This is a genomic window from Bradyrhizobium sp. CCBAU 53351 (genome assembly GCF_015291745.1).
In the GTDB taxonomy this organism is placed as follows: domain Bacteria; phylum Pseudomonadota; class Alphaproteobacteria; order Rhizobiales; family Xanthobacteraceae; genus Bradyrhizobium.
Genome location: NZ_CP030059.1, coordinates 1,901,700 through 1,919,107, shown reverse-complemented (window position 1 = coordinate 1,919,107; position 17,408 = coordinate 1,901,700). Strand labels below are relative to the sequence as shown.

The window sequence follows — 17,408 nt, the reverse complement described above, 5'->3', positions numbered from 1 at the left end:
TTATCAGGCCGCGCGGACCGATTCCAGGAACTGCGCGACCTCGACCTTGAGACGCGTGCTGTCGGATGCCAGCGATTTCGCGGCCGACAGCACCTCGACCGAGGCCTCGCCGGTCTCGATCGCACCGCGCTGCACGTCGGTGATGTTAGCCGAAACTTCCTGCGTGCCCACCGAGGCCTGCTGGACGTTGCGCGATATCTCCTGCGTGGCCGCGCCCTGCTCCTCGACGGCAGCGGCAATCGCCGCCGACACCTCGGACAACCGCTCGATGGTGCCGCCGATCTCCTGGATGGCGCTGACGGATTCCTGCGTCGCGGCCTGGATGCCCGACACCTGCGCCCCGATCTCGCCGGTCGCTTTCGCGGTCTGCTCGGCCAGCGCCTTGACTTCGGAGGCGACGACGGCGAACCCGCGGCCGGCTTCGCCCGCACGCGCCGCCTCGATGGTGGCGTTCAGCGCCAGCAGATTGGTCTGGCCCGCGATGGTGTTGATGAGCTCGACCACGTCACCAATGCGGGAGGCGGCCTGGGACAGCGCGTTGACGCGCTCGTTGGTCCGTGCCGCCTGCTCGACGGCTTCCGCCGCCATCCGCGCCGAATCCTGCACGCGGCGGCTGATCTCGGTGATGGAGGACGACAGCTCCTCCGAGGCGGAGGCGACCGCCTGGACGTTGGTGGAGGCTTCCTCGGACGCCGCGGCAACCACGGTCGCGAGTTCCTGGCCGCGCTGCGCGGTGCCGGTCAGCGTCGAGGCCGAGGCCTCGAGCTCGGTCGAGGCCGAAGAGACGGTGCCGACCACCTCGCCGATCATCGCCTCGAACTTGCGGGTGATGGCATCGACGCGGCGGCCGCGCTCGATCTTGGCTTCGGCATCGGCGGCCGCGGCCTCGTCGGCGGCCTTCTTGGCGATCAGCGCCTCCTTGAAAATCTGCAGCGCATCCGCCATCGATCCGATTTCGGTCTTCTCGCCACGATGCGGCACCTCGGCCGAGAGGTCACCCTCGCCGAGCGACTGCATCGGGCGGATGATCGAGGCGATGCCGCGAGAAACGTCGCGTACCAGATAATAGGCGGCGCCGATCGCGATCAGGACGGCCGCGATGATAATGCCGACGAGCACGCGGAAGATCAGCGCATAGCTGTCGGCCGCTTGCTTAGTCTCCAGCTCGGCGCCGCTGTTGTTGAGCTCGATGCCTTTCTGAAGCAGCGGATCGGCGGCCTGCGCCATCTTGGCGACCTTGGTCTGCAACATCTCGTTTGCATCGGTCGGGAAGCGGCCGACGCTCTTGCGCGACAGCGCCATAGTCTCTTGCACGCCGTTCAGGTACTCGGCCCACGCCTTGCTCCATTGCTCGTAGAGCGAGCGCTCCTCGGGCACATTGATCAGGCGCTCGTAAACCTTGCGGGTCTTCTCGATTCGTTCGCGCAAGCCTGCCAGTCGCTTCTCGGCGGCCTCCTTGCCCTCGGCACTGTCCTGCATCAGGTGCAGTCGGAGCGCGACGCGCAGCTCATTGATGTCGGCCCGCATGGAGCCTAGCGCACGCACGCTCGGCAGCCAGCTCTCCGCGATCTCGACCGTGTGGGAATTGATGTTCTGCATCGTGCCGATCGCCATCACGCCGACACCGGCGAGCGAGAGCACGAGGACCGACAGCACGGTCAGAAGCTTGAAAACGATCGACAACTTCGACATCACAAAAAATCCCGTTGAGACCTACGACGCACAAATCACCTGCGCCGTGATCGTCGCGAGGGCGATAGGGCGGAGGGCATTCCAACGATGATGGCTGGTTCTTATCCCGTAAAATTGCGCCCATAGTTGCAAACAGGCGTTAACAGGAAGCTACGTTAAATTACGGAACTCGGCACCGCAGCCGTTATATGTTCCGCAGCCATCTGTTCCAGCGCAGCCGGCATCGCGCGGCACGCACCGCCTCCAGAAAGCGAGAGACCCCAGTCCTGAGCCGCTTGCCCTCCCCTGCGAGAGCGACTGCGGCGGAATGCACCTGCGCCGAGGCGGCCCCGTCTCGCCGGCCCCCCGTCAGGCGGCGCGCACCGTCTCGAGGAACTTCCCGACCTCGAGCTTGAGGCGGTTGCTGTCGCCCGACAGCATCTGCGCAGCCGACAGCACTTGCGAGGATGCCGAGCCGGTCTCGCTCGCGCCGCGCTGCACGTCGGTGATGTTGGACGAGACCTGATGCGTGCCTGCCGCTGCCTGCTGCACGTTGCGGGAAATCTCCTGCGTCGCGGCGCCCTGCTCTTCCACGGCAGCTGCGATGGTCGAAGAAATCTCCGACAGCTTCTCGATGGTGTCGCTGATGTCCCTGATGGCACCGACCGAATGCTCGGTCGCAGACTGGATGCTGGCAATCTGCTGCCCGATCTCGCCGGTCGCCTTCGCGGTCTGCTCGGCAAGCGCCTTGACCTCGGAAGCGACGACGGCAAAGCCGCGTCCGGCCTCGCCGGCGCGAGCGGCCTCGATGGTTGCGTTCAGCGCGAGGAGATTGGTCTGGCCCGCGATTGTGTTGATCAGCTCAACCACATCGCCGATCCGCGCCGCTGCCTTGGACAGTTCGCCGACGCGGTCGGTCGTGGTGCGGGCCTGGCTGACTGCCTCGCCGGCGACGCGCGCGGATTCCTGCACCTGGCGGCTGATCTCGGTGATCGAGGAGGACAGTTCCTCCGTTGCGGATGCCACCGACTGCACGTTGGTCGATGCTTCTTCCGATGCGGCCGCCACCACAGTGGTAAGCTGTTGCGTGCGCTCGGCGGTCGAGGTCAGCGTGGTAGCGGAGGCCTCAAGCTCGGTCGAGGCCGAGGAAACCGTGCCGACGATCTCTCCGACCGCAGACTCGAAACTGTCCGCGAGCTTGTACATTTCGGCCTTGCGCCGTTCGGCCGCGATCTGATCCTGCCGCACCTTGCCCTCCGCTTCTTCGCGCGCCTTCTGCTCGGACACGACCTTGAATTTTTCGACGGCACCAGCGACCTCGCCGACTTCGTCCTTGCGGCCCAGGCCCGGGAGCACCACCGAGAAGTCCCCGCCGGCGAGCTTCTCCATCGCCAGCGTCAGCGCGCGCATGGGCCGCGCGATGCTGAACACCGAGAAGATGCAGGCTCCAATCAACACCAGCGCAACCAGCACGCCGGTCACGAGCGACGTCCGGGCGACCGAGGCGGCCTCGGCTTCCGCTTCCGCACGCGCCTCAACGGTTCTCTGCTTGGCGAAATCGGTAATCTGGTTGGCCAGCTGGTTGATCTCTTCGTTGATCGGCGCCAGCGTTCCCTTGCGGAAGCGATCGACCTCGCTCACGAGCTTGGCGATCTGCGCCGCCCCTTCAGCGTCTTTCTTCTCCTCGAGCGCCAGCTCCTGCTTGCGGATGGCTTCGATCTGCTGCTGGCCCTTGCCGAACTCCCCGATCAGCACGGTCAGACGATCGATCCGCTTGCGGTTCTCCGGCGAGCGTGAAAGCTTCGCCATTTCGTTCGAGAATTTTGTGGCAGCGCTCTGACGGTCGTTGAAATAGGTGACCGCCTTCTGCAGCTCGGCCGGCGATGCAGACGTCAGGATGTCGCGAATGCCGATCTGCATGCCCCGGACCGACGCCTTCGCTTCCGCGGCATTTTGCGCGATCGCCTGCTGTCCTGACGCGGCATTGTTGAGCCTTTGGACATCGGCATCCCCTCTCATCTGCAGAAAGATCATCAGCGCGACCAGCCCTATGGTCAACGCGGAGGTGACGGCGAGCTTGGTGCCAATTCGCAGGTTCTGAATGAACATCATCGAAATTTCCCCGGACGTATGCGACTGCCGCGACGAAGCACGTGCACAACCCGGGAAAGCTAACAGCGACGTTCCTCATTAACGTTAAGCAGCACCGCGACAGCCTAAGTAGAAGTACTGAAATACCCGCTCAGCCTCGCGATTTTTCGCAGCTTCTACGTGCAACAGCCCGGACTTCGCGGATTTGCATGCACTGACATTGGTTAACGCCGGTCGCACGTTGGCGAACCGTCAGGGCACGTTCTCGCCGACGAGACTGATGCGAAAAACCGGCTTCTTGTTCTCGTCGAGCAGCTCCATGCACCATTCGGCGTTCGGCTTCAGGCCGCGCGCGATGCTCCCGAGCAAATTGGCGCAGACCTCGGTCATCTCGGTCCAGGCGGCTGCGCGATCCTCGAACTCGTACGGCTGGTCGGCGGCGCCGGAATAGCGACCGGTGCTGATGCGGAAGAAGTACAGCGACATCGTTGAACCCTTGTGTAGGGCCGCGCCCCCCGGCCGGACGTAAACTGGGACGCGAACAGCTACCAACGCATGAAAGCCGCCGTCCGTATGACTACGGCGCGGCGGCTTCATGTTTGATCAACGTCTTCAACGACTAAAGCGTGCAGATAGTCCCCGCAGGGCCATCTCACTGAGTCGAACGGCGCAGCTCCAGCGGACCTTCGTTCTTGGCGGGCTCGGACCTGACTTCCGCTTTGACCGGCTCGAGCCGGCTGCTCTCGACGCGGGGCGTTTCCACGCGCGCGGCGACTTCGGTGTTGGCCGGGCCGACCGAACCGGTGTGCTCCGGCCTGTGCAGCGAGCGTGGCCGCGCCGCAGCGCGCGCCATCAGCATCTGGTTGCCGCCCTGGTGATGGAAGTCGCAATAGGCGAAGCCCATGCCCGACACCGAGCCGCGGAAGCTGCGATCGTCGGTCTTTTCCAGGTTGAAACAGGGCTCGAATGGAATGCCCTTGATCGAGGCGCAGACGTTCTGGCCGCGGATCTGGAGCGTATTTCCGGGCAGGCGGAGGTGCTTGACGGGGCCCGCGCCCGAGAACTGCACCGCACCGGCGGCGCCGAGATCGTCGAGGATACGGCCTGCGCCGCGGGTGCCGTCGAAACAGGTGAAGGCAAACACTTTGCCGGCCACGAAGCGACGCGCTTCGTCAGCGTTCATGCTTCCGGCAATGGCCGGCGCAAACGTTGCTGCCGCCGTGACAGCCCCCAACACAATACGCGCAAGCATGCTCAACTCCGAACCCAACCCCGCAGCGGGCGATGCCTTAACTCTTTACCCGCTGCTTACCATACTAACCATGGCGACATTGAAGCAGCTTGGTTGGCAAAGTCTAAACGCCGTTAAGCGATTTTTACCACGATGCGCCCGCGCACCTCGCCGGCGAGGATTTTCGCGCCCCATTGGGGAACGTCGTCCAGCGAAATTTCATGAGTAATTTCAGTTAGTTTGGCTCGATCGAGATCGGACGCCAGACGCTGCCAGGCAGCTTTCCTCGGCTCAATCGGGCACATCACGGAATCGATGCCGAGAAGGCACACCCCGCGCAAAATGAAGGGGGCGACAGAAGACGGCAGGTCCAGGCCGCCGGCGAGGCCGCAGGCCGCGATCGCCCCGCCGTACTTGGCCATCGACAGCAGATTCGCCAGCGTGGTCGATCCGACGCTGTCCACGCCGCCCGCCCAGCGCTCTTTGGCGATCGGCTTGGCCGCCCCCGACAATTCGTTGCGATCGACGATCTCGGCGGCGCCAATGTGTTTCAGGTAGTCCGCTTCGGCGGCGCGGCCGGTCGAGGCGATGACGTGGTAGCCGAGCTTCGACAGCACCGCGGTCGCCACCGATCCGACACCGCCGGCGGCACCGGTCACCACCACCGGGCCGCTCTTGGGCGACAGACCGTGCCTTTCCAGTGCCAGCACCGACAGCATCGCGGTGAAGCCGGCGGTGCCGATCGCCATGGCATCGCGCGCCGAGAGCCCCTGCGGCAGGGCGACCAGCCAGTCGCCCTTGACCCGCGCCTTCTCGGCATAGGCGCCGAGATGGGTCTCACCCATGCCCCATCCGGTGCAGACCACCTTGTCGCCCGCCTTCCACTGCGGATGCGAGGATGCCTCGACCGTACCGGCAAAGTCGATGCCGGCGATCATCGGGAAGCGGCGCACCACCGGCGCCTTGCCGGTGAGCGCGAGGCCGTCCTTGTAGTTCAGCGTCGACCATTCCACGCGGACCGTGACGTCGCCGTCCATCAGCTCGGCTTCATCGAACTGCGTGAGCGCGGCGGTGGTGCCCTTGTCCGCCTTGTCGATCCGGATCGCCTTGAATGTGGCCACGACTGAACTCCCTGACTTGTTTGCCGGGGATGTTTAGCCGATCAGGCAGGCTGCGCAACCGCCCGTGCAACGGGTTTTTCCACGATCGGAAGATTGATCAGTGCGGAGAGCACGCCGAACAGGATCGAGAGCCACCAGATCGGCGTGTAGGAACCGAATTTCTCGAACACGATGCCCCCGAGCCAGACGCCGAGAAAACCGCCGACCTGATGGCTGACGAAGGCGAAGCCGTAGAGCGTCGCAAGCCAGCGCGTGCCGAACATCAGCGCTACCAGCGCCGAAGTCGGCGGCACCGTGGAGAGCCAGGTCAGGCCGGAGACCGCACCAAACGCAATCGCCGAAAACGGCGTGATCGGGAACGAGATGAAGGCCAGTGTCGCGAGCGCGCGCGTGAAGTAGATGGTCGAGAGGATGTAGCGCTTGGGCACCGAGTTCTGGAGGTAGCCGACACTGAGGGAGCCGATGATGTTGAACAGGCCGATGGCGGCGATCACCCAGCCGCCGGTTTGCGCGGAGATGCCGCGATCGACCAGGAACGCCGGCAGATGCACGGTGATGAAGGCGAGCTGGAAGCCGCAGGTGAAGAAGCCGAGCACCAGCAGCACGTAGGAGCGATGACCGAAGGCTTCCGCGAGCGCCTTGGTGATGGTCTGATCATCCGCAGGAGCTGCATTGGCCTTGGTCGTCACCGGCGGCGTCGAGAGCGCCAGCGCTAGCGGGATGATCAGCAGCATCAGGAAGCCGAACACGGAGAGCGCCTGCTGCCAGCCGAAATTGTCGATCAACGCGACGCCGATCGGCGCGAACAGGAACTGCCCGAACGAGCCCGCCGCCGTGCCTGCACCAAGCGCAAGGCCGCGCTTCTCGGCCGGCAGCAGCTTGGTGAACGCCGACAGCACCAGATTGAACGAGCAGCCGGCAAGACCAAAACCGACCATGACGCCGGCGCCGATGTTGAGCGATAACGGCGTCGAGGAGTAGCGCATCAGAAGAAGGCCGCCGGCATAGAGCAGAGCGCCGACGCACATCACCCGAAACAGTCCGAAGCGATCCGCGACCGCACCGGCGAATGGCTGGCCCAGGCCCCACAACAGATTCTGTACGGCAATCGCGAGGCCGAACACGTCGCGGCCCCAGGAGAATTCGTGACTCATCGGCTGCACGAAGAAGCCGAGCGCCGAGCGCGGACCGAAGCCAAGCATGCCGATCGCACAGCCGCAGAGGATGATGACGGCCGGGGTGCGCCAATTGGAGGAACGTGAGCTGGGAAGTTCGCCCGCTGAAATCGACATGGTGTTCCTCGTCTGTCATTGGCGGATTCGCAGGAGCGGCCGCGAAGTGCCATTTAATGCACTTGCATGAAGATCCCAAGTCAAAAACGATTGCATTCCACGGGGAGCTGCCGCGGGAGCCTTGCGTTTCAATGTGGCCTCGCCAGAGGCGACCGGCCCGGACCTGACGAAAATGTGTGCGGGCGCATCTGGCCATTCCCGGCAGAGCATGATATCTGATTTGCTCATACTGAGTATATCAATCCTGACAAAGTCCATGCCCGCCCGCCGGCGGATTCTTCAGGCTCAAGATATACTCATTATGAGCATAATCGACATGCAAGGGAGGCTTCGATGCCGATCGCTGGAATTTACGGTCCCGACGACTTTGCCAACCGGCCGCAGGGCCAGCACCAAGGCCAAGCTACCGCCTCCCCCCGTGCCGCACCGGCGCGAACGGGACCCACGCTGCCGACGCCCTCGCTGGCATGGACGCCGGAGGTCGCGCGCGCCACCGCGCCGCTCTACGAGCGTGTGAAGCATGTGATCCCGCCGATCGAGTGGCCGCTGATGGCGCCGACGATCCTGGCGATCAACGAGCTGAAGCGCGCGCGCGGCGCGGTGATCCTCGCGCACAATTACCAGGCGCCCGAGATCTTCCACTGTGTCGCCGATATCGGCGGCGACTCGCTCCAGCTCGCCGTCGAAGCCACCAAGGTGAAGGCCGGCATCATCGTCCAGTGCGGCGTGCACTTCATGGCGGAGACCTCGAAGCTGCTCAACCCGGACAAGACGGTCCTGATCCCGGACTCGCGCGCCGGCTGCTCGCTCGCCGCCAGCATCACGGGCGCCGACGTCCGCCTGCTCCGCGAAAAATTTCCGGGCGTACCTGTCGTTGCCTATGTCAACACCTCGGCTGAGGTGAAGGCCGAGGTCGACATCTGCTGCACCTCGTCGAATGCGGTGCAGGTGGTCGAGAGCTTGGGTACGCGAAGCGTGATCTTCCTGCCCGATCGCTATCTCGCCACTTACGTGGCCTCGAAGACCGACGTGAAGATCATCGCCTGGAAGGGCGCCTGCGAGGTGCACGAGCGCTTCACAGGCGAAGAGCTGCGCGCCTTCCGCGAGGCCGATCCCTCGGTGCAGATCATCGCGCATCCGGAATGCCCGCCCGACGTGCTGGCGGAAGCCGACTTCACGGGGTCGACCGCGCACATGATCAACTGGGTGCGTGAGCGGCGGCCGCGCCGGCTGGTGATGATCACGGAATGCTCGATGGCCGACAATGTGCGGGCCGAGCTGCCTGACGTCGAGATGCTGCGACCCTGCAATCTCTGCCCGCACATGAGGCGCATCACGCTCGCCAACATTTTGGAAAGCCTGCTGACGCTCCGTGAGGAGGTGACGATCGATCCCGCGCTTGCGGATCGCGCAAGGCGCTCGGTCGAGCGGATGATCAATCTGAAGAATTGAAGGCAAGGATCGGCAACAACCACCGCTGTCGTCCCGGACAAGCGCGCCTCAGGCGCGCGCAGATCCGGGACCTCCGAGCGAGCGCTCGCGCTCGTCGCGCTAGCCCCAGGAAAATGTTTGGCGACGACTCGGAGTGACGAGCTCGCGTCACAACTGCTCCCTGGGGTTATGGGTCCCCGCCTTCGCGGGGACGACAGCGGAGTGAATGGAGAGAATAATGACCAACGACATCCACAATCCCACCCGCACCGACATCGTCATCGTCGGCGGCGGTCTTGCCGGATTGTTTTGCGCGCTGAAACTCGCGCCGCGGCCGGTGACCTTGATCTCGGCCGCGCCGCTCGGACAGGGCGCATCATCGGCGTGGGCGCAGGGCGGCATCGCCGCGGCCGTGGCCGAGGGCGACACGCCGGAGGCGCATGCGGCCGACACGATCGCGGTCGGTGGCGGCCTCGTCGACGCGGCGGTGGCGCTCGGCATCGCGCGCGAAGCGGCACCCCGCATCCATGACCTGCTCACTTATGGCGTCCCCTTCGATCGCGATCTCGAAGGCAGGCTCGCCGTCGGCCGTGAGGCGGCACATTCCGCCCGCCGCATCGTGCATGTCAGGGGCGACGGCGCGGGCGCCGCGATCATCGCGGCCTTGAGCGAGGCCGTGCGCCGCACGCCGTCGATCCGCGTCATCGAAGGTGTCGTCGCCGAAACGCTCCTGACCGAGGATGGCGCCGTCACAGGACTTCAGTTGCGCGAAGCAGACAATCCTTCGGCACGGCCGCTCGTGCTCGCCGCCCGCGCGGTGGTGCTTGCCACCGGCGGCATCGGACATCTCTATGCCGTCACCACCAATCCGCGCGAGGCTGGCGGCTCCGGCCTTGCCATCGCCGCCCGTGCGGGTGCCGTGATCGCCGACCCCGAATTCGTCCAGTTCCACCCGACCGCCATCATGACCGGAGGCGATCCGGCGCCGCTCGCCACCGAAGCCCTGCGCGGCGAAGGCGCGACGCTGATCAACGGCAATGGCGAGCGCTTCATGGCGGCGCGTCATCCGCTCGCCGAGCTCGCGCCACGCGACATCGTGGCACGCGGCGTGTTCGCCGAGATCGCGGCCGGGCGCGGCGCCTTCCTCGATGCGCGGGCGGCGCTGGGCAAACGTTTCGCCGACAGATTTCCGACCGTGCATGCGAGCTGCCTCGCCGCCGGCATCGATCCGGCGACGCAAGCCATCCCGATCGCGCCCGCCGCGCATTACCATATGGGCGGCATCGCGGTGGACGGGCGCGGCCGCAGCTCGATCGATGGGCTTTGGGCCGGCGGCGAGGTGTCGTCGACCGGCGCCCACGGCGCCAACCGGCTCGCCTCGAATTCGCTGCTCGAGGCCGTGGTCTACGCCGCGCGCATCGCCGAGGACATCGCCGGCCGCGTTCTCCCCTCGCCTGCCGGCGTCCCCGACGCACCGGTTGCTTCGCGTGGCGGCGCGCCGGATGCCGCGATGGTGAAGCGGCTGCGAGCGATGATGAGCGCGCATGTCGGCGTGGTCCGCGACGATCCCGGCCTTGCGGAAGCCGTGCGCCACATCGCCACGCTCGAACGCGAGGCAACCAGCACCGCGCTGCGCAATATGGCGACATCCGCCCTGCTCGTCGCAGCCTCGGCGTGGAGCCGGCGCGAAAGCCGCGGCGCGCATTTCCGCATCGACCATCCGACGGATGTGCCCGCGCTGGCGCAGCGAACGATGACCGATCTCGCGGCGGCGCGCCAGATCGCCGAAAGCCTGAGCGAGCAGCCCCTGCCGCGCACCGTCCAGCCCATGATTGCCTGAAGGAAGCCTCTGATGAACCCGACCTCACTGCTCTATCCCGACGCCTTCCTCTCGCCGCTCGCCATCGACGCGGCCGTGCAGCGCGCGCTCGACGAGGACCTCGGCCGCGCCGGCGATATCACTTCGCTTGCGACGATTCCCGAAGCGACCAGGGCCCAAGCGATCCTGGTCGCGCGCCAGCCCGGCGTGATCGCAGGTCTGCCGCTCGCGCTCGTGACGCTGCAAAGGCTCTCGCCCGACATCGAGGTGCGCGCGCATGTCCGTGACGCCGCACGCGTTGCAAGGGGACAGCAGGTGCTGACGATCTCGGGCCCCGCGCGCGCCATCCTCACCGCGGAGCGAACCGCGCTGAACTTCGTCGGCCGCCTGTCGGGCGTTGCGACGCTCACGGCGGATTATGTCGCGCGCACCGAAGGCACGACAATGCGCATCTGCTGCACGCGCAAGACCACGCCGGGGTTGCGCGCGCTGGAGAAATACGCGGTGCGCTGCGGCGGCGGCTTCAACCACCGCTTCGGCCTCGACGACGCGATCCTGATCAAGGACAACCACATCGCGGTCGCCGGCGGCGTCCGAGCGGTGCTGGAGCGCGCCCGCAGCCACGCCGGCCATCTGGTCAAGATCGAGATCGAGGTCGATACGCTGGCGCAACTGCGCGAGGTGCTCGACAGCGGGCTCGCCGACGCCGTGCTGCTCGACAACATGGATCTTGCGACGCTGCGTGAGGCGGTGCGGCTCAACGAAGGCCGCCTCGAGCTGGAGGCATCCGGCGGCGTCACGCTGGATTCGATCGCCGCCATCGCCGCAACCGGCGTCGATTACGCGTCAGCGGGCGCGCTGACCCATTCGGCGCCGAATTTCGATTGCGCGCTGGATATCGAGATGTGAGCGGTCTTTCCGTCATGGCCGGGCTTGTCCCGGCCATCCACGCCTTAGCCACGCGGAACGAAGAACGTGGATGCCCGGGACAAGCCCGGGCATGACGGTGTCTTTGTGAAGACGACTACCTCCGCTCGCTCGCGCCCATCTCGGCGGAGCTCTTGGCTTCCTGGGCGAGCTCGGCGGAGAGCGCGGCGGTCTGGGCCGGCGTGCCCCAGCTCGGTTCCTCGCTGCCGTCGCCCCAGGCGCGCGGGCGGTAGAAGGTGTGCACGCCGGTCTTGTACATCTTCTTCATCTCGGCGACCCAGGACGGGCGCACCCAATAGGCATGATAATGCGTGGACTTGCCGACTTCGGGCAGCCAGATCTGGCCATCGAGCATGGCTTTCGCGATCTTCTTGGCGCGCTCCCACATCTCGGGCTCGCGGATCACGTCGGCATTGTTGTCGCAGGCAAAAGTGAACTGGCAGGCGAGATGGCGGTGCTTGTTCTGATAGACCGCGCCGCACACCGTATCGGGGTACTTGCCGGAGAACACGCGGTTCATCACGACTTGCGCGACGGCCATCTGGCCGCGGACGGCCTCGCCGCGGGATTCGAAGTAGACCGCTTCCGCGAGGCACTTCTCGGATTTCGCGCGCGACTTGTCGTCGAGCGCGAGCCGTTCCGCCGGAGACCTGGTCCGCTGGTTGTCGGCGTTGACCTCGCCCTTCGGAGCAACGCTCTCGCCGCTCTCGATGTCCTTGGCGATCTCCACCGTGGGCGGCGTCAGCGAGGCCGTCACCTTCATGTCGGGGTCGGGCATCACGATCAGCGGTTCGGCGCCGGGCTTCCAGCTCTCTATGCTCTCGAGATTGCCGCCGAGCGAGGAGCTGCCGAAGAACAGGTTCGAGGTCTTGACGCTGAAGGGATCGCGCACAGGCGTCGTCGGCGCAGTCGCCCGCTTCAGCGCTTCGAGGGGCTGGACCGCGAACGCACGCGCGGCATCGCTGGCTTGTGGCGGATTTGCATATTGCGGCAGCGGCGGCGCGCGCAGCGCCTCCTGGAGCTCGGGATCGAGCGCGGCCGCGGATTCCGGCGACATCGCCTGCGGCAACGCGGCCGTCTTGGCCCCGAACACCGAGCTGTTCGACGTCGCGGGATCTTCCTGCGACGGTGCCGCTGCGGGCGCATTCGTCTCCGGAGCCTGGCCCGGTGCAATTGTTGCGAGGCGATCACCCTTCATGGAGCGATCGACCTTGGGAAAGTCGGAAGCCTGGTAGCGCGGCGCGGTCTGCAGCGCCGGATTGCGGCTGATCGCGCCAGTGACGTCGCGGCCATCGAGGCTCGCGAGACGCACCATCGCGCTCTGCGGCACGGAGGTGCCGATGGGCCGCGAAAAACTGTAGGTGGCGAGCTGGATCGAGGACGCCGCAGAGAACACCTGCTTCTGCCAACGCTCGGCAACGCCAGGTTGGCGCGCCAGCAAGGAGGCAATGTCCTGATAGCCGGTCTCTCTCGGCATCAATGCGAAGATGCAGAGACCGATTCCGAAGGACGCGAACCGCGCGCCCTTCGGATGGTTACGCAACACTGACATCGTTACGCTCACGCTACGCTTACGCCAGAAAAATCGAGCAGCAGTACATCCGTGCAATTCGATCTTTATCGTAAGTATCCAATTTAGGTTGCCGGGGCGTTAATCGGCGTTGCGCGTGCGGCACACTCAAGCGAACACAGGTGTTTTCACGGGGCGATCGCGCGCGCTGGTAAATGCGTCGTCACGTGAAGCGGTAAACGACCCGTCAACGCGAATGGTGAAGGAACTCTTGACGGCGCGTATCACTACGGATGCGCGACGAGTTCCCCGTGTTGCGCGGTGCATCCGCGATGCTCGTCATTGCGAGCGCCGCGAAGCAATCCAGAATCTCTCCGCGGAGACGATCTGGATTGCTTCGTCGCAAGGGCTCCTCGCAATGACGGGGGGAGAGAGCATCGGCCAAAACGGAAAGAGGCGGAGCTTTCGCCCCGCCTCTTCATTCCAGCATTTTAGTTCTGCTTACGCCTGGCTCGCGATCGCTTTGCCGAGCGCTGCTTGCGCGGCGGCAAGGCGGGCGATCGGCACGCGGTAGGGCGAGCAGGAGACGTAGTCGAGACCGATATTGTGGCAGAAGGCGACCGAGGCCGGATCGCCGCCGTGCTCGCCGCAGATGCCGACCTTGAGCTTCGGCCGCGTCTTGCGGCCGCGCGCGACGCCGATCTTGACCAGCTCGCCGACGCCTTCCTGGTCGAGCGCGATGAAGGGATCGACCGAGAGGATGCCCTTCGCCACGTAGGGACCGAGGAAGCTCGCCGCGTCGTCGCGGCTGATGCCGTAGGTGGTCTGCGTGAGGTCGTTGGTGCCGAACGAGAAGAACTCGGCCGACTTCGCGATCTCGCCCGCGAGCAGACAGGCGCGCGGAAGCTCGATCATCGTGCCGACCTGATAGGTCAGCTTGGTGTTGGTGTCGCGCATCACGGCCTGTGCGGTGGCGTCGATCCGCGCCTTGACGAGATCGAGCTCGGCCTTGGTCGCGATCAGCGGCACCATCACCTCGAGGCCGACGGCCTTGCCGGTGCGCTTCTCGGCTTCGACCGCCGCCTCGAAGATCGCACGCGCCTGCATCTCGGCGATCTCCGGATAGGCGATCGCGATGCGGCAGCCGCGGAAGCCGAGCATCGGATTGAACTCCGAGAGCTCGCGCGCGCGATCGGCGAGGCGCCGCGGGTCGGTGTTCATGGCGCGCGCCACTTCCTCGACCTCGGCGTGGGTGTGCGGCAGGAATTCATGGAGGGGAGGATCCAAAAGCCGGATCGTGACCGGCAGGCCCTTCATGATCTCGAACAGCTCGACGAAGTCGGCGCGCTGCATCGGCAGCAGCTTGGCGAGCGCGGCGCGGCGGGACTGCTCGTCCTCGGAGAGGATCATCTCGCGCACCGTGCGGATGCGCGTCTCTTCGAAGAACATGTGCTCGGTGCGGCAGAGGCCAATGCCTTCGGCGCCGAACTTGATCGCGGTCCGCGCGTCGTCGGGCGTGTCGCCATTGACGCGGACGCCGATCTTGCGGACCTGGTCGGCCCAATTCATCAGCGTGCCGAACTCGCCGGACAGCTCCGGCTCGATCATCGGCATGCGGCCGGCGAGCACCTGGCCGAGCGAGCCGTCGATGGTGATGACGTCGCCGGTCTTGAAGGTGCGCGAGCCGATGCTCATGGTACCGCGGCCGTAATCAACGCGGATGGTGCCGCAGCCGGAGACGCAGGGCTTGCCCATGCCGCGGGCGACGACCGCTGCGTGCGAGGTCATACCGCCGCGGGTGGTCAAAATGCCTTCGGCGGCGTGCATGCCGTGGATGTCTTCCGGGCTGGTCTCGATGCGGACCAAAATCACCTTACGCCCGTCGCCCTGAAGCTTGGCCGCCTCGTCCGAGGAGAACACGATCTCGCCGGAGGCAGCACCCGGGGATGCCGGCAGGCCGGTCGCGATCACGTCGCGCTTGGCATTGGGATCGATGGTCGGGTGCAGGAGCTGGTCGAGCGAAGCCGGATCGATGCGGGTGACCGCTTCCTTCTTGCTGATCAGGCCTTCATTGGCGAGCTCGACCGCGATGCGCAGCGCGGCTTTCGCGGTACGCTTGCCGCCGCGGGTCTGCAGCATCCACAGCTTGCCCTGCTCGACCGTGAACTCCATGTCCTGCATGTCGCGGTAGTGCTTCTCGAGCAGCGTGTAGATCCGCGTCAGCTCCTTGAAGGCCTCCGGCATCGCCGCTTCCATCGACGCCTTGTCGGAGCCCGATTCCTTGCGCGCTTCCTCGGTGATGTCCTGCGGCGTGCGGATGCCCGCCACCACGTCCTCGCCCTGCGCGTTGATCAGGAATTCGCCGTAGAGCTTGCTCTCGCCGGTCGAGGGGTTGCGGGTGAACGCAACGCCGGTAGCCGAGGTCTCGCCCATATTGCCGAACACCATGGCCTGCACGTTGACCGCGGTGCCCCAGGATTCCGGAATGTCGTGCAGCTTGCGATAGGTCACAGCGCGCGCGTTCATCCAGGATGAGAACACGGCGCCGATCGCGCCCCAGAGCTGGTCGTGCGGATCCTGCGGGAAGTCCTTGCCAGTCTCGCGGGCTACCGCGTCCTTGTACTTGCCGACCAGGTCGACCCAATCGTCGGCCGACAGATCGGTGTCGAGCGTGTAGCCCTGGCTGTCCTTGAAGGTGTCGAGGATTTCCTCGAAGTGATGATGCTCGAAACCGAGCACCACGTCCGAATACATGGTGATGAAGCGGCGATAGCTGTCATAGGCGAAGCGACGATCGCCCGACAATTCGGACAGCGCTTCCACGGTCTGGTCGTTGAGGCCGAGGTTGAGCACGGTATCCATCATGCCCGGCATCGAGGCGCGCGCGCCGGAGCGCACCGAGACGAGCAGCGGGTTCTTGGTGTCGCCGAAGATCTTGCCGGTCAATTTGCCGACATGGTCGAGCGCCTTCTCGACCTGCGCCTGCAGTTCCTTGGGGTAGGTTTTGCCGTGGGCATAGAAGTAGGTGCAGACCGAGGTTGGGATGGTGAAGCCGGGAGGCACCGGCAGGCCGAGATTGGCCATTTCGGCAAGATTGGCGCCCTTGCCGCCGAGCAGGTCGCGCATCTCCGTCCGGCCTTCGGCCTTGCCGTCACCGAACGTGTAAACCCATTTGCCGGCCTTGCCCGCGGCTGGCGTCGTCTTCGCGGGCGCAGCCTTCTTCGGCGCGGGCTTCGCGGCGACTTTGGGCGCGGCCGCCTTGGTTACGGCCTTTGCCGCCGGCTTGCCCGCGGGCTTGGCGGCAGCCTTTGCAGCGGGCTTGGCGACCGGCTTCGGCGCGCTCTTGGCCAACGCCTTGCGGGCCGGCGGCGCGGCCTTCGCGGCGGCGGAGGACTTTGATTTCGCTGGCATTTTTTTAGGCTTCGAGGCGGCTTTGGCCATAGCTTGCACACAACCTGCGAGAGGAATGGGAAATCGCGGGCCTTACACCATTTTGGGCGGGCCCGCGCAAGTCGGACAGTTCCGAAAAGTGAACGCCTAGAAGCGGAGCCACTTCAGGAGCCCGAGCCCGATCGCGCCGTTCACGATGAGGAAGATCGCGACGATCAGGTTGAGGAGCCGCGGCATGATCAGGATGAGCACGCCCGCAATCAACGACAGGATCGGCGAAATGTGGGCGACGGTGATGTGCATGAATTATCTTTCTGTGGAGGCGGTGCGAATCGCGGGCGGATCATAGCCCTCCCGGTTCCGGGAGTAGAGACGCGCAACAGGCGAGTCGAGTTCCGGCTCCCACGAAAACTGCCCGAAATTGCCGCTGTTGCGGCGGGGCTTTTCCCGGAACATTGCCAACACGCATGCATTGGCAACCGGTCGCGCCGCTGGCGCGCCCGAACCATCACGTCGAAGGAGTTGTCCATGCGGAACAGGATTCTTGCCCTTGCAGCGCTCGCGGCCGCGATCGGCTCGCCCCTGGCGGCGCAGGCGCAAAGCGGTGTCACCGTCGGACGCGCACCCGCCGTGGTCGACAGCGCTCCGACCATTGCGGCCGAACAGCGGCCCGCTTTCCGCGAATATGTCGTCGAACAACGCGTGCCCGCCTTCCGGATTCCGGATCGCATCGTGGTCGGCGCCACCTTACCCGAAAGCGGCGTCACTTATTATGACGTGCCGCAACGCTTCGGCGCCACCACCTACCGCTACACCGTCGTGAACGGCGAGACCGTGCTCGTCGAGCCGCGCTCGCGCCGCATCGTCGAGGTGCTGGACTAGTTCAACTAGATGTCCGGCGCGTCACATCAGGCTGGCGCGAGCA

Annotated in this window: 13 protein-coding genes; 4 read left to right on the top strand and 9 right to left on the bottom strand. The window is 65.5% G+C overall.

Translation table 11 applies throughout. The features are described 5' to 3' along the window. Window positions 1-3 precede the first annotated feature (3 nt). From XH83_RS09015 to XH83_RS08990, 6 genes are all read right to left on the bottom strand, one after another. Window positions 4-1,692, bottom strand: a complete 1,689-nt coding sequence (locus tag XH83_RS09015) for a methyl-accepting chemotaxis protein (protein WP_194406654.1) — start codon at window positions 1,690-1,692, stop codon at window positions 4-6. A gap of 348 nt (window positions 1,693-2,040) precedes the next feature. Continuing rightward, entirely contained in the window at window positions 2,041-3,783 is a 1,743-nt protein-coding gene (locus XH83_RS09010) for a methyl-accepting chemotaxis protein (RefSeq protein ID WP_194406653.1), read from the bottom strand. Between the two features lie 231 nt (window positions 3,784-4,014). Beyond that, window positions 4,015-4,248 carry a hypothetical protein gene (locus tag XH83_RS09005; RefSeq protein ID WP_194406652.1) on the bottom strand — a complete coding sequence of 78 codons (234 nt, stop codon included), beginning with the start codon at window positions 4,246-4,248 and terminating at the stop codon, window positions 4,015-4,017. Window positions 4,249-4,414: 166 nt separating this feature from the next. Then, on the bottom strand, window positions 4,415-5,014 hold the full coding sequence (locus tag XH83_RS09000) for a hypothetical protein (protein ID WP_194406651.1): 600 nt from the start codon (window positions 5,012-5,014) through the stop codon (window positions 4,415-4,417). Between the two features lie 113 nt (window positions 5,015-5,127). Continuing rightward, window positions 5,128-6,114, bottom strand: a complete 987-nt coding sequence (locus XH83_RS08995) for an MDR family oxidoreductase (protein WP_194406650.1) — start codon at window positions 6,112-6,114, stop codon at window positions 5,128-5,130. Window positions 6,115-6,155: 41 nt separating this feature from the next. Then, on the bottom strand, window positions 6,156-7,406 hold the full coding sequence (locus tag XH83_RS08990) for an MFS transporter (protein WP_194406649.1): 1,251 nt from the start codon (window positions 7,404-7,406) through the stop codon (window positions 6,156-6,158). A 333-nt stretch (window positions 7,407-7,739) separates the two neighbouring features. Between XH83_RS08990 and nadA the strand changes: the two genes are divergently transcribed. The 3 genes from nadA (at window position 7,740) to nadC (ending at window position 11,565) form a co-directional block, all read left to right on the top strand. Then, complete coding sequence (gene nadA, locus XH83_RS08985) at window positions 7,740-8,858, top strand: quinolinate synthase NadA (protein WP_194406648.1); 1,119 nt, start codon at window positions 7,740-7,742, stop codon at window positions 8,856-8,858. A gap of 217 nt (window positions 8,859-9,075) precedes the next feature. Continuing rightward, window positions 9,076-10,677 (top strand): L-aspartate oxidase, encoded by a 1,602-nt coding sequence (locus XH83_RS08980; RefSeq protein ID WP_194406647.1) that lies wholly within the window; start codon window positions 9,076-9,078, stop codon window positions 10,675-10,677. A gap of 9 nt (window positions 10,678-10,686) precedes the next feature. Then, on the top strand, window positions 10,687-11,565 hold the full coding sequence (gene nadC / locus XH83_RS08975; RefSeq protein WP_194408205.1) for a carboxylating nicotinate-nucleotide diphosphorylase: 879 nt from the start codon (window positions 10,687-10,689) through the stop codon (window positions 11,563-11,565). Between the two features lie 115 nt (window positions 11,566-11,680). Here nadC and XH83_RS08970 read toward each other — a convergent pair whose 3' ends face one another. From XH83_RS08970 to XH83_RS08960, 3 genes are all read right to left on the bottom strand, one after another. After that, complete coding sequence (locus XH83_RS08970; protein ID WP_194406646.1) at window positions 11,681-13,135, bottom strand: cell wall hydrolase; 1,455 nt, start codon at window positions 13,133-13,135, stop codon at window positions 11,681-11,683. 459 nt (window positions 13,136-13,594) lie between these two features. After that, window positions 13,595-16,534 carry a pyruvate, phosphate dikinase gene (gene ppdK, locus XH83_RS08965; RefSeq protein WP_194406645.1) on the bottom strand — a complete coding sequence of 980 codons (2,940 nt, stop codon included), beginning with the start codon at window positions 16,532-16,534 and terminating at the stop codon, window positions 13,595-13,597. Window positions 16,535-16,630: 96 nt separating this feature from the next. Further along, window positions 16,631-16,786, bottom strand: coding sequence for a DUF3096 domain-containing protein (locus XH83_RS08960; protein WP_008562090.1), 156 nt, complete (start codon window positions 16,784-16,786; stop codon window positions 16,631-16,633). A gap of 225 nt (window positions 16,787-17,011) precedes the next feature. On the opposite strand from XH83_RS08960, the gene XH83_RS08955 reads away from it, so the two are divergent. Continuing rightward, window positions 17,012-17,365 (top strand): DUF1236 domain-containing protein, encoded by a 354-nt coding sequence (locus tag XH83_RS08955; protein ID WP_194406644.1) that lies wholly within the window; start codon window positions 17,012-17,014, stop codon window positions 17,363-17,365. Window positions 17,366-17,408 lie beyond the last annotated feature (43 nt).

What these genes read in the sequence shown, in the direction of transcription:
- XH83_RS09015 (WP_194406654.1), bottom strand. Translation starts at nt 1,692, where the DNA reads ATGTCGAAGTTGTCGATCGTTTTCAAGCTTCTGACCGTGCTGTCGGTC.
- XH83_RS09010 (WP_194406653.1), bottom strand. Translation starts at nt 3,783, where the DNA reads ATGATGTTCATTCAGAACCTGCGAATTGGCACCAAGCTCGCCGTCACC.
- XH83_RS09005 (WP_194406652.1), bottom strand. Translation starts at nt 4,248, where the DNA reads ATGTCGCTGTACTTCTTCCGCATCAGCACCGGTCGCTATTCCGGCGCC.
- XH83_RS09000 (WP_194406651.1), bottom strand. Translation starts at nt 5,014, where the DNA reads ATGCTTGCGCGTATTGTGTTGGGGGCTGTCACGGCGGCAGCAACGTTT.
- XH83_RS08990 (WP_194406649.1), bottom strand. Translation starts at nt 7,406, where the DNA reads ATGTCGATTTCAGCGGGCGAACTTCCCAGCTCACGTTCCTCCAATTGG.
- nadA (WP_194406648.1), top strand. Translation starts at nt 7,740, where the DNA reads ATGCCGATCGCTGGAATTTACGGTCCCGACGACTTTGCCAACCGGCCG.
- XH83_RS08980 (WP_194406647.1), top strand. Translation starts at nt 9,076, where the DNA reads ATGACCAACGACATCCACAATCCCACCCGCACCGACATCGTCATCGTC.
- XH83_RS08970 (WP_194406646.1), bottom strand. Translation starts at nt 13,135, where the DNA reads ATGTCAGTGTTGCGTAACCATCCGAAGGGCGCGCGGTTCGCGTCCTTC.
- ppdK (WP_194406645.1), bottom strand. Translation starts at nt 16,534, where the DNA reads ATGGCCAAAGCCGCCTCGAAGCCTAAAAAAATGCCAGCGAAATCAAAG.
- XH83_RS08960 (WP_008562090.1), bottom strand. Translation starts at nt 16,786, where the DNA reads ATGCACATCACCGTCGCCCACATTTCGCCGATCCTGTCGTTGATTGCG.
- XH83_RS08955 (WP_194406644.1), top strand. Translation starts at nt 17,012, where the DNA reads ATGCGGAACAGGATTCTTGCCCTTGCAGCGCTCGCGGCCGCGATCGGC.